The sequence below is a fragment of the Acinetobacter sp. 1542444 genome (assembly GCF_000581835.1).
GTDB lineage: Bacteria > Pseudomonadota > Gammaproteobacteria > Pseudomonadales > Moraxellaceae > Acinetobacter > Acinetobacter pittii.
In genome coordinates, this window is sequence record NZ_JEYA01000001.1 from 862,045 (window position 1) to 874,439 (window position 12,395).

The 12,395-nt window shown below is 38.4% G+C and carries 12 protein-coding genes; 3 read left to right on the forward strand and 9 right to left on the reverse strand.

Translation table 11 applies throughout. The features are described 5' to 3' along the window. Nucleotides 1–123: 123 nt before the first annotated feature. Nucleotides 124–969: a metal-dependent hydrolase gene (locus tag J580_RS08315; protein WP_032003775.1), complete on the forward strand. Its 846-nt coding sequence runs from the start codon at nucleotides 124–126 to the stop codon at nucleotides 967–969. Between the two features lie 62 nt (nucleotides 970–1,031). Here the strand turns inward: J580_RS08315 and J580_RS08320 are convergent, their stop codons facing one another. From J580_RS08320 to J580_RS08335, 4 genes are all read right to left on the reverse strand, one after another. Continuing rightward, nucleotides 1,032–2,126, reverse strand: a complete 1,095-nt coding sequence (locus J580_RS08320; RefSeq protein ID WP_032003776.1) for a YheT family hydrolase — start codon at nucleotides 2,124–2,126, stop codon at nucleotides 1,032–1,034. Between the two features lie 19 nt (nucleotides 2,127–2,145). Beyond that, nucleotides 2,146–2,862, reverse strand: a complete 717-nt coding sequence (locus J580_RS08325) for an SGNH/GDSL hydrolase family protein (protein ID WP_032003777.1) — start codon at nucleotides 2,860–2,862, stop codon at nucleotides 2,146–2,148. 38 nt (nucleotides 2,863–2,900) lie between these two features. After that, a complete protein-coding gene (locus tag J580_RS08330) occupies nucleotides 2,901–3,308 on the reverse strand; it encodes a nuclear transport factor 2 family protein (RefSeq protein ID WP_005069036.1) in 408 nt (135 codons plus the stop codon). 71 nt (nucleotides 3,309–3,379) lie between these two features. Beyond that, the gene (locus tag J580_RS08335) at nucleotides 3,380–5,404 is read right to left on the reverse strand and encodes an NADPH-dependent 2,4-dienoyl-CoA reductase (protein WP_032003778.1); all 2,025 of its coding nucleotides are present in this window, start codon (nucleotides 5,402–5,404) and stop codon (nucleotides 3,380–3,382) included. A 135-nt stretch (nucleotides 5,405–5,539) separates the two neighbouring features. On the opposite strand from J580_RS08335, the gene J580_RS08340 reads away from it, so the two are divergent. Both J580_RS08340 and J580_RS08345 read left to right on the forward strand, forming a co-directional pair. After that, nucleotides 5,540–6,100, forward strand: coding sequence for a PadR family transcriptional regulator (locus tag J580_RS08340; protein WP_005069032.1), 561 nt, complete (start codon nucleotides 5,540–5,542; stop codon nucleotides 6,098–6,100). Nucleotides 6,101–6,102: 2 nt separating this feature from the next. Next, nucleotides 6,103–7,020, forward strand: a complete 918-nt coding sequence (locus J580_RS08345) for an alpha/beta fold hydrolase (protein ID WP_032003779.1) — start codon at nucleotides 6,103–6,105, stop codon at nucleotides 7,018–7,020. Between the two features lie 48 nt (nucleotides 7,021–7,068). On the opposite strand, the gene J580_RS08350 is transcribed toward J580_RS08345, so the two are convergent. The 5 genes from J580_RS08350 to J580_RS08370 form a co-directional block, all read right to left on the reverse strand. After that, on the reverse strand, nucleotides 7,069–8,124 hold the full coding sequence (locus J580_RS08350; RefSeq protein WP_032003780.1) for a 3-deoxy-7-phosphoheptulonate synthase: 1,056 nt from the start codon (nucleotides 8,122–8,124) through the stop codon (nucleotides 7,069–7,071). Between the two features lie 425 nt (nucleotides 8,125–8,549). Beyond that, nucleotides 8,550–8,912 carry a YnfA family protein gene (locus tag J580_RS08355; RefSeq protein WP_005069026.1) on the reverse strand — a complete coding sequence of 121 codons (363 nt, stop codon included), beginning with the start codon at nucleotides 8,910–8,912 and terminating at the stop codon, nucleotides 8,550–8,552. A gap of 3 nt (nucleotides 8,913–8,915) precedes the next feature. Further along, nucleotides 8,916–11,192, reverse strand: a complete 2,277-nt coding sequence (gene clpA / locus J580_RS08360) for an ATP-dependent Clp protease ATP-binding subunit ClpA (protein WP_005073979.1) — start codon at nucleotides 11,190–11,192, stop codon at nucleotides 8,916–8,918. A 9-nt stretch (nucleotides 11,193–11,201) separates the two neighbouring features. Then, nucleotides 11,202–11,615 (reverse strand): ATP-dependent Clp protease adapter ClpS, encoded by a 414-nt coding sequence (gene clpS / locus J580_RS08365; RefSeq protein ID WP_002121129.1) that lies wholly within the window; start codon nucleotides 11,613–11,615, stop codon nucleotides 11,202–11,204. 9 nt (nucleotides 11,616–11,624) lie between these two features. Continuing rightward, the gene (locus J580_RS08370; protein ID WP_014206946.1) at nucleotides 11,625–12,383 is read right to left on the reverse strand and encodes a DUF6776 family protein; all 759 of its coding nucleotides are present in this window, start codon (nucleotides 12,381–12,383) and stop codon (nucleotides 11,625–11,627) included. Between the last annotated feature and the right edge of the window lie 12 nt (nucleotides 12,384–12,395).

A 12,395-nucleotide genomic window follows, 5' to 3' on the forward strand; every position in this document is an offset into this window, starting at 1 on the left:
GTTATCAATTAGGGACAATCTAGTTTTTCTGCCTAAAAAAGCATTGACGATAGATATAGGGCGATGTAGTTTTCTATCAAGTTCCTTTTTGGAACTTTAATTAAAAGAAGATTGGAGCCTAGAATGAATACAGTATCAAATCGTGTCCCCGCCTCATTTCCAGTCCGTCGTATGGACTATAATTTTGAAAACGTACCTCGCTACTGGTGTAATAACGAGCCTACTTTTACACATTATTTTACTGGTTTATCAACATTGTTCCCTGAAGGTGAATCATATTTTGTTCGCTCTGTTCGAGCTTTACGCGCCAAAGCAAAGTCGAATGAAATTTTAGATCGGGAAATCAGTGCTTTTATTGGCCAAGAAGCAATGCATTCGAAAGAACATCATGCTTTTCATGTAAGTGCACAGCAATATGGTTTAGATCCTCAATCTTTAGAAAAAGTAACTGGCATCGTTTTAAAAACTATTGAAAAAGTTTTTAGTAAAAAATGGAATTTGCTTGTAACAGTAGGTCTAGAACACTACACAGCAGTACTTGTGGTTAGCATGATGCAATCCGTTAATGAATTGATGACGGACTCAACTATTCGCAATTTGTGGCTATGGCATAGTATTGAAGAAACTGAACATAAAGCTGTGGCTTTTGATCTCTACCAACATTTATATGGAAGTGGCTTAAGTGCATACCTTCCTCGCATTACAGTCTTTACTTTAAGTCTATTTTTAATTACAGGCTTTTCAACAATCTATCAATTTGTTCTTATGAAACGAGATCATCAACTTTTAAATTTCAAATCTTGGCGTAAGTTCTTTAGTTTTGCAAATACACAATATAGAACATTGATCCCTCAATTTTTTGATTATTATCGCTTTGACTTTCACCCCAACCAAACAGATGAAAAAGACCTCGTGGCTAGCACAAAAATCAAAATTGGACTAAAAGATCCCAAATTGCTTTTATCTTGATCTAATAAAATTATAAAGCCCATCTATTGAATGGGCTTTATTTAACTTATTGCAAATTACCGTTATTGCTTATGTTCGACCAAAAAATAATTTGATATTAATTTGGCAGCCCATGATGTACTTTTCCAACCTTCATAGAAGCCACAATGACTTCCTTTTTTTGTGGTGATTACCGCAATATTACTCATTTGCTGAATCGTTTCTTTGTAAGGTTCCAAATTTTTAATAGAACAGACAGGATCATCCTCAGCGTTAAGAATCATTAATGGTATTTTGACATTCTCAAATACATAAATTGGATTAATGGCTTGGCAATAGCTTTGATAATCTTCAAAGCCAGCCATTTCAAAATATTCTTTCTCAAACTCTTCCAGACTTGTGGTCGCTAGAACTTTTTCAATAGAAGAAAGTTGGTTCCATGTATTTTGATAAGGATGAATAAAATACTTGAATAACTTTTTGGTCATCATTTTGCTATAAAACGGATGAACATTTTTAAAGCCAATCTCTGTGTTGTAGCCTGGACACATTGCAAAGGCAGCTTTAAATGGCGTGTCAGTACCTTGCTCTCCTAAGTAGCGAACCAGTAGTCCTGTCCCAGCAGAGGAACCTACGGCGTATAAATCCGATTTAGGAAACAAATTTTGAATATGCTCAAGTTGCTCTTTAAGATCGCTTGTTGACCCAAAAAGAGAAATCTGTGGTACAGGCATAGGTAAGCCAGCATGCCCACGGCGTAAGCATAGCGCTATTCTCCATCCTGTATAGTGATGTATATCTTTCACAAGTTCACGCATACTTTCAGGGGTCCCTGTAATGGTATGCATAATGACAACTGTTGGAGTATCTGGAGGAAGATCATAGCCATACCACGCGATCGCAGTTACGCCCCCATCTTTCATGGTGAGCTGATCAATACGATCATATTTAAGCTTAATGGTTTTTTTTCTAATAATATCAAAATATAAAAGATGAACGTGATTGTTGCTTAACCACGGTGTGGGCCGATATTTTTGCTTGAGCTGGGGCAGTTTCTCCAGAATATCTTTTATTTTCCCATTTGGATCATAATAGATTTTTGGCTGTTCAGCACCTAATACCGAATCGAACAAGTCTGAACCGAAAGCTTTAATTTTATTTAAAGTAGATATGCCCATTTTCAATCACTACCTCTGATTATGAGTTAAATGATTGCCGCACTAAGGCTGCAACCTGTTGTCCCCAAATTGCATAAATTTCTTTACTCGGATGAAAGCCATCACTTGCCATAGGCAGATTCATTGCTTGAAAATACTCAATATCATATTGAATGAACTTAAATTGGTTTTGTGATTCTAACCATTTATCTAGTACCTGATTCATTTGTTCCGCATATTTTCCAAACAACCAAGCCAATGGATTTGGTAACGCTGGGAAATGCTGCATTGGCGGAACACCAGAAACAATAATGAGCTTAGGCTGAAAACGTGCCTGTATATATTGAAATAATTGTTTTTGTTGTTTTATCCATGAACTTGCTGAGGTTAGTTTCGTGACATCATTAACACCAATCGACGTAACCACCACATCGTAATTTTGTTGCTCTAAATGCTGTACTGCTTGAAAAACCTGCTTAGTTGTATCACCTGTTTTTGCATGCAGTTTCCAGCGTATCGAATATTGATCTTGCAACTCAGAAATAATTGCACCAGATAAAGCATCTTTTTGGGTTTCTACGCCAACACCTGCTGCGGCAGAGTCTCCTAAAATAAGTAATGATAGAGGTCTTCCATTACCAACGATGCCTTGTCTCTCACCACTGGCTTCTAGCAAGCGTGGTGTGTTCTTACGAACCTTTGTTCCCTGTATAAACAATACAGGAAACAATGCTAGAGTTGAAAGCTTTAACCACATTTTATTGATCTCTATCTTACTTAGGCTATTTACTAAAATTATTGAGGTTGAAACTTAGCAATTCTTATACCCATTTGTTCAGCCAATGCAGCTAGACCACTCATTGGACGAATCATTACTTCAAAATCAATAATTTTGCCTTGTTCATTAAAACGAATCATATCAATACCTTTTAATGATTTACCACTGACATTGGCACTGAACTCAAGCACTACATTTTCACCGTCTTCTGTGTAGAACTCACGATGATAAGTAAAGTCTTCGAACACCTGAATCACATTGGTAAGAATGAAGAAAACGACCTGCTTTCCTTCATAAGGTTTGTAAGCAACTGGTGAGCGAAAAACTACTTCATCTGCCAACAAATCATTTAGATCGGATAAGTTACCAGCCTGAACCATTTCATGCCATTTTTCTAAAGACTGTTTAGTTGTTTCGAGTGTCATTGTTTTTATATCCTATAATTTAACCAAAGAAGTAACGGGCATTTCTCTTTAAAAGAAATGCCCATAAAAATTTATAGTGTCGCTGCTAATTCAGCGCCTTGGCGTATTGCACGTTTTGCATCCAGTTCACCCGCCTCTTTAGCACCACCAATTAAATGAACATTTTTTCCATCTGTTTTTAATTGATCATACATTGCGGTAAATGACTCTTGGCCTGCGCAAATCACCACATGATCAACCTCAAGTACACTTGGTTTCCCATCCACAGTAATATGTAAACCTTGATCGTCTACCTTGTCATATTGCACACCTGCAAACATTTGGACCTGACGATTTTTTAGTCCTGTGCGATGAATCCAGCCTGTTGTTTTACCTAAACCAGCGCCTACAGCAGCAGTTTTACGTTGTAGTAAATAAATTTCTCGTTCAGATGCCTCAACTTTTGGCTGTTTTAAACCACCTACATGTTCATATTGAGTATCGATTCCCCACTCTTCATAGAACTTTTCTGGATTTAAACTGCCACTTTCACCTTCATGAGTAAGATATTCAGCTGTGTCGAAACCAATACCACCTGCTCCAATAATGGCAACACGTTGTCCTACTGGAACATGCTCTTTTAAAACCTGTAAATAGCTCAACACTTTAGGATGATCAATTCCCTCAAACTGTAATTGACGAGGTGTTACACCTGTTGCAACCACAATTTCATCAAAATTTGCTTGGCTTAATTCTTCATAAGTTGCTTGATGGTTTAACACAAGTTCAATGTTTGGTCGCAATTCAATTTGACGACTAAAGTAGCGTAAAGTTTCGTAGAACTCTTCTTTTCCAGGAACTGTTTTTGCAATATTAAACTGACCACCAATTTGATGACTTGCTTCAAAAATTTTAACTTGATGCCCACGATCAGCTGCATATACCGCAAAACTTAAACCTGCTGGACCCGCGCCAATAACAGCAATATTCTTTTTAACCTGAGCTTCTTTAAAGATCAGCTCAGTTTCATAACATGCACGCGGGTTTACTAAACAAGTTGCAATTTTCATTGAGAAAATATGATCTAAACAAGCTTGGTTACACCCAATACATGTATTAATTTCATCACTGCGGCCTTCACTTGCTTTCAAAACAAATTCAGCATCCGCTAACATTGGTCGTGCCATAGACACCATATCAGCATGACCAGATGCCAATACATGTTCAGCCATTTCAGGCGTATTAATTCGGTTAGAAGTAATTAAAGGGATAGAGACTTCACCTTTAAGTTTTTCAGTCACCCAAGTAAATGCAGCACGAGGAACTTTGGTTGCGATTGTAGGAATACGTGCCTCATGCCAGCCAATACCTGTATTGATAATTGTTGCGCCTGCTTTTTCAATTTCTTTTGCAAGCTGAATCACTTCATCAAAACTTGAACCGCCTTCCACTAAATCAAGCATAGATAAACGATAAATAATGATAAAATTTTCACCAACTAAAGCACGCGTGCGCTTTACAATTTCAATTGGAAAGCGGATACGATTTTCGTAACTACCGCCCCATTCATCATCACGATGATTCGTTCGAGCTGCAATAAACTCATTAATTAAATAACCTTCGGAGCCCATGATTTCTACGCCATCATAGCCCGCATACTGAGCAAGTTTGGCGCAGTTAGCAAAGTCATCAATGGTTTGTTGTACTTCGGCAGAGCTTAAAGCTTTAGGCTTAATCGGGTTAATAGGGGCTTGAATTGCTGAAGGCGCAACGTTATTTGCCTGATAAGAATAACGACCCGTATGTAAGATCTGCATAGCAATTTTACCCCCAGCTTCATGGACAGCTTGGGTAATCACTTTATGTTTTTCAGCTTCTTCAACTGTATCTAGTTTGGTCCCGTGGCTAAATACAACACCATCATCATTTGGAGAAACACCGCCAGTTACAATTAACCCCACATCACCTTTCGCACGCTCAGCATAAAACGCAGCCATGCGCTCATATCCTTGCGGTGCTTCTTCTAATCCAATGTGCATCGACCCCATAAGCACACGATTTTTTAAAGTAGTAAAGCCTAAATCAAGTGGCTTTAATAAATGTGGATAAGCTGACATATTTTCTCCTATGGCTAGCAATAAGCTTGCTAATGCAACTTGTTGCATAAATTTATAATCAAATTTTGACTTTTATGCAACATGTTGCATAATCTCATGAGTCACACTTTACTTTTGCTTACAAACTGGATTGCCATGTCACTTCCTCATGTTTTATTGACCAGCTTGCTTGAACGTCCAAGTACGGGGTTTGAACTTGCCCGTCGCTTTGACCGCTCAATGGGCTTTTTCTGGAATGCCACTCACCAGCAAATTTATCGTGAACTCAATAACATGCTTAAAAAAGGCTGGGTTTCCACTTTAGAAAATGAAATGGATAATGGCCGAAAAAAAACCTATCAGGTCGAACAACTGGGTCGTATAGAACTAGCCTCATGGATGACGCAACAAAGTGAACCTGCGCAACTTCGTGATGATTTAATGGTTAGATTGCGTGCAGAAGCACAATTGAGCAATAATCAGATATTACCTGAACTGTTAAGGCATCTTGGTTTACATCAAGAGAAGCTCAAACTTTATCAAAGTATTTATGATAAAGATTTTAAAGACAGTGATGATCTAAATGACCGTGTGTTATACATCCACAAAATGATCTTAGAACTTGGAATTACGATGGAAAGTGAATGGATCAAATGGTTGGAACAAGTCATCCCTCAATTAAAACGCTTTGCCCAAGATAACCCATCTGGAGAATAGCCATGCCGTATTACACCATGCCCGATCGGGAAAATTTATTTGTACGCCGTGTTGGTCGTGGTGAGCCTGTTTTGGTTTTATCTGGCCTTGGCATGCAAAGTTGGCAGTGGCTACCGTTTATTTATGCAAACCGCAAAGAATATGAATTTATTATTCCAGACTGGCGTGGTTTCGGTGGTTCAAAGAATTGTGCAATTCCCGAGCAAGATGCCATTTCTAGCCATTGGCAAGATGTTGCTCATTTAATAGATCAATTAAAACTTAATAACTTTATCTTGATGGGTTATTCAATGGGCGCGACAACTGCCATGCATGGTATGAAACACGCTCAACTAGCACAGCAGTTAAAAGCCTATTTACATATTGATCAGACACCAAAAATATCAGTAGATTCAACTTGGGAATATGGTTTATTCGGCCCTCTTCACACTCAGTTCAAACAACTATTAAATGATATTTATCAATTATTGCTAAAGCATAAAAACGCCAAATATCTTTATGAACTATCTCTTCCAGATCGACAAGAACTAGTCCGTCTATGGGTAGATTTTATTGAGTTACAAAGTAGCAATCCATTTAGTCCACTAGTTTTTAAAACAGCTTTAAAACAGCCTTTTCTACAAAAATATTTATTACCTATTCAACGTTTGGATTACTTGTTTTGGTATGTTGAAAATTATCTTTATCACAATGAAGATTATCGAGAAGCAATTCAGCAGTTAGCATGTCCTACCACTTTTTTTATTGGTCGTAATTCGACACTTTATCCAGAAACTGGTCAGACACTGATTGCACATAGCGTTGAGCATGCAAAAGCAATATATTTTGAACGTTCAGGCCATACACCTTTATTAACCGAACCCAAAAAGTTTGGGCATGAAATCACTACATTCCTATCCGAACTCAAACATGCTTCTTAAAAAACAAAGGGATCTATTTACAGATCCCTTTTTAAAGTCCATAAATAATTAAGCGGAATGAGCTAATTCTTTTGTCTTTAACTCCTTCGAGACATTTAATAAAAGCTGCTCTGTTTTTTCCCACCCTAAACAACCATCAGTTACTGACTGGCCATAAGTCATATCACAAGAAATCTTTTGGTTACCATCAACCAAATGACTTTCAATCATGACACCTCGAACTTGTGTTTTTAAACGTTCAGCAACGATTTGCTGTAAAACTTCTGGCTGACGCAATGGATCCTTACCGCTGTTACCATGACTACAATCAATCACCAGTGCAGGTAAATTTTGTTTGTACTTTTCGCGTATCGCCTGAATTGAAGCCAAATCGTAATTTGGCCCATGATTCGCACCACGCAAGATCAAGTGAGGTAATGGATTTCCAGCACTCTGAATCACTGAAGGCAAGCCTTGTTGATTCATTCCTAAAAATTGATGTTCATTTTGCGCGGATTGAATCGCATCTAGTGCAATCTGAATAGAACCATCAGTACCATTCTTGAAACCAATACTGTATGGCATATGACTTGAGATTTCACGGTGAATCTGAGATTCGCTTGTGCGAGCACCAATTGCACCCCAAGCCAATAAATCATCAAAATAGCCAGTTGCCATTGGGCTTAAAATTTCACTCGCAATTGGCAAACCCTTTTCAATAATCTGTAGGTAGAGTTCACGAGACTTTTCTAAACCAAGTTGTAAATTTGATGAACCATCTAAATTTGGATCATACATGAACCCTTTCCAACCAACTGTGGTACGTGGTTTTTCAATGTATGTACGCATCACGATAAAAATCTGATCTTTAACTTTTTCTTGTAATTTTTGCAGTTTTTCAGCGTATTCAAGTACTGCAACTGGATCATGAATTGAACAAGGCCCTGTAATTACCATTAGACGATGATCGTTGCCGTTAAGAATATTTTGAATAATTTGGCGGTGTTCGGCAATTTGACGTGCGAAAGAGTGTGCAAGCGGGTATTTCGCTTTTAACTGGATAGGTAAACTAACTGGTGTTTCTTTTGTATTGGTTTGAGTCAGTAAAGTATTTAGGGCATTCATTGGTTTTTTCCTTGGGACTGCAATCTACTCAGTCCGATCATTTATTTGAGCGTTTTGGATCTATTCGTTGGTAAAGGTAAGCAAAAGTAAAACCAATAAAAGTTGCTAAAGTACGAATAAGTCATGTTGTTCATTTTAAGTTCCTCGATTCTAAAAAGATAAAGCATAAAAAAACCTGATCGGGGTTGCCGATCAGGTATTAACTGTGATGGGCAACTTTCTCATGCCCGAATACGCTCAGGCAACTATCTAAATTGCCAAAAGTAATAATAAGCGTTAGTGTTCACAGATTGATTTAACATCTTTATCTCAAATATTAAAAAATGTTCCTTAAATCTAAAATACGCATTGTTGATGAGTTTGACAAGTCTTTTTTTTGAAAAAAACTTCTTATTTTCTCGCTTAAGATTTGATTCAATGATGCATTAACGAATCAACCCTTGAGGTTGCAAAATAATTAAACCAGCTCCACAAAGCACAATTAGACCACCTAATATATCCCATCTTGTTAATCCCACCTGATCAACAAAGCGTAGCCACATAAGCGCAGTAAAAATATAAATACCGCCATAGGCCGCATAAATGCGCCCAGAAGCTGCTGGATGTAAAGTTAACAACCATACAAAGATAGCCAGACTTAAGACCGTAGGTAGCCACAGCCAAGCCGACTTGCCCTCTTTTAAAATCAGATAAGGAAAATAACAACCAAGAATTTCAGCAATTGCTGTAATAATAAATAACCCGAATACACTGAGTATTCGGGTTATAGCAAGACTATCAATTAACATAAGTTATGCTGGTTCTGCTGTATGATGATCTTCAAATACTTCAAGTTTTAAGCCGACAGCTTTGCCATCTTCTTTTTTCACCGATACAGCCACGTTACCACCATGATCTGCAAGTTCACCAAACAGAATCATTTCAGCGAGTGGTTTCTTCAAGTGCTCTTGAATGAGACGTTGCATTGGACGAGCACCCATCAAACGGTCATAACCATTTGTAGCCAACCAATCTCGTGCACTTTGATCAACATCCAGAACAACTTGTTTTTCATCCAATTGCGCTTGTAATTCTGTCAAGAATTTATCGACTACAGACTCAATCACAGTTGTTGGCAATGCTTTGAATTGAATAACACCATCTAAACGGTTACGGAACTCTGGAGAGAAAGCACGTTTCATCGCTTCTTGGTTATCAGAACTATGATCTTGTTCCGTGAAACCAATGCTCGCGCGAGAAATACTTTCTGCTCCAATATTCGTAGTCAGAACAATAATCACATTTCTAAAGTCTGACTTACGTCCATTGTTATCCGTTAAAGCGCCATGATCCATGATTTGTAGCAATAGATTAAACACATCTGGATGTGCTTTTTCAATTTCATCAAGCAACAAGACACAATGCGGATTTTTGTGAATCGCATCAGTAAGCAAACCACCTTGGTCATAACCCACATACCCTGGAGGTGCACCAATTAAGCGTGAAACTGCATGACGTTCCATATATTCAGACATATCGAAACGTACAAGCTCTACACCCAATAATTTAGCGAGTTGCTTAGTAACCTCAGTTTTACCTACACCTGTTGGACCAGCAAAAACAAAACTACCCACTGGTTTATCTGGTGACTTTAATCCAGCACGAGATAACTTGATCGCTGAGCCTAATGCAGTAATTGCTTCATCTTGACCAAACACCACACGTTTCAAATCACGCTCAAGATTTTCAAGCACTGACTTATCATCTTTAGACACAGTTTTTGGTGGAATACGAGCAATCTTAGAAACGATATCTTCGATATTCTCTACAGTAATCAAGCTATCATCACTTTCAGCTTTCAAACGGCGTTGAGCACCTGCTTCATCGATGACATCAATTGCCTTATCTGGCAAGAAACGATCATTAATGAACTTAGCAGAAAGCTCTACAGCTGATACCAAAGCCTTATCGTCATATTGTACGTGGTGGAAATCTTCAAACTTAGTTTTCAATCCACGTAAAATATCAATCGTTTCCGAAATACTTGGCTCATTGACATCAATTTTTTGGAAACGACGAGATAACGCATGGTCTTTTTCAAAAACCTGACGATATTCTTGGAAAGTCGTTGAACCAATACAACGTAAAGTACCATTAGCTAAAGCTGGCTTAATAAGATTTGACGCATCCATTGTGCTACCCATACTTGAGCCTGCACCAATGATCATATGAATCTCATCAATGAATAAAATCGCATTTGGATTTTTCTTCAATGCATTAAGCAGTTGTTTTAAACGTTTTTCAAAGTCACCACGATATTTAGTTCCAGCAACTAATGCACCAATGTCCAGACTATAAATTTCAGCCTGACTTAAAGGTTTAGGTGCTTTACCATTCACAATTAACCATGCCAAACCCTCGGCAATCGAGGTTTTACCTACACCTGGATCACCTACAAGCAATGGATTGTTTTTGCGACGGCGGCACAGAATTTGTGCTGTACGCTCAATTTCTTTTTCACGACCAATCAACGGGTCAGTTTTGCCTTTTTGCGCTTCAACATTTAGATTCAGCGTATAAAGCTCAAGTGGCCCTGCATTGCTTGCGCTAGTTTCACCCTCAATATCTTCAACTTCTTCTTCAACTTGCACTTCGTCTTTACGTGTCCCATGAGACAAGTATTGAGTCAATGTCAAACGATTGATTTGATGACGTTTAAGTAAATACACAGCAAAAGAATCACGCTCTGAATACATTGCGACCAAAACATCTGCACCTTCAACCGTACGATCGCCGCCACTTGATTGAACGTGGAAAATAGCACGTTGCAAAATGCGGTCAAAACTTTCTGTTGGATGAGGAGCTTGCTCGCTATTTTCGCCAAGCTTAGGAGTATGTTGTTCTACATATTCTTCTAATTCTTTACGCAAAGAAACTATATCAGCCCCGCATGCTTTGAGTGCATTCACGGCTGAATCGTTGTCGAGTAATGCTAATAATAAGTGTTCGACTGTAAGAAACTCATGTCTCTTTTGACGAGCCATGCTAACAGCCAAACGTAATGATACTTCTAATTGACGACTGAGCATGTAACCCCCTTATGCTTTAGGCTCAATCTGGCAAAGTAATGGATGACCTTGCGATCGAGCGTAATTATTAACAAGGTTTGCCTTAGTTTCCGCGATGTCTCTTGGATAGACTCCGGCAATACCTTTACCTTCATAGTGTACTGTTAGCATTACTTGAGTTGCTTGGTCAAGATTCATTGCAAAGTATTGTTGTAAAATTTCAATTACAAAGTCCATTGGAGTGTAATCGTCATTCATTAATACGACTGCATATAATGGGGGACGCTTGAGTTCAGGAGGAGCTGTTTGTACAACAACCTCTCCATCATGATCTTCGTTTTGCGAATCACTTAAGCGTGGGTGGAAGTGCCAATCGACATAGCCAGACTGCTGAAAAGAAGCCTTGATATCTTTTAAGTTTGTTTGACGCTTATTTGTTCGCATAGGATGTTACTATTGTGAATTTGCTTCAGCTTGAGGAATTTCTGCCACAAAAGCAGAAGATGTTTCGACAGGTTTACCACGCTGCCAACTAAAACGTTTAATAATCGGTGTATCAGAACCACCAGTTAAACGTACCTCAATAAATTGAGGCGTGAAACCTTTAGGCATTGTCCAGCGACCTGTTAAACGTTCAAAGTCAGTAAAGTTGAAGTTCTTCGCTTCAAGCGGTACGACTAAAACTTCAGTATCTTTGATCAATCTGATTTCAACCGATCCTAAAGCACGACGCTTACTTGGACTTACTTGAACTAAATCTAGTTGATATTCATAAGCATTTTCAGGCAAAGGCTTAATTGCCAGATTTTGGATTGTTAAGCTCAAACCACCACGTTGTCTCAAAATCTCACGATAGATATTACTCATACCTTCTTGCTGAGTCTTATCGGCATTCGCTTGATTAAGCGCTTCAAACAAATCATTTGCATTCGTCACAGCCACATCACGCTCTTGCACCGCTGCATTAAGGCTTTTGTTAACTGCATCTAAGGCTGTTTTTTGCTTTTGCACCACTTCAACCAATTGCTCCGCATCTGCATCGTAACCAACAACAGTTAAACCTTGACGGTGCCCAATTGTATAGCCGAGCGCAAAACAACCACTCATTAAAATAGCAGCACCAATAAACAAAGGCTTATTGGTGTTTAAAAATTTTTTCTTTTGCAACGAACTTTCTGCTGAAGTCGTCTGTCCAGAGTTTTGCATCGTCATCTCAGTGTTCAA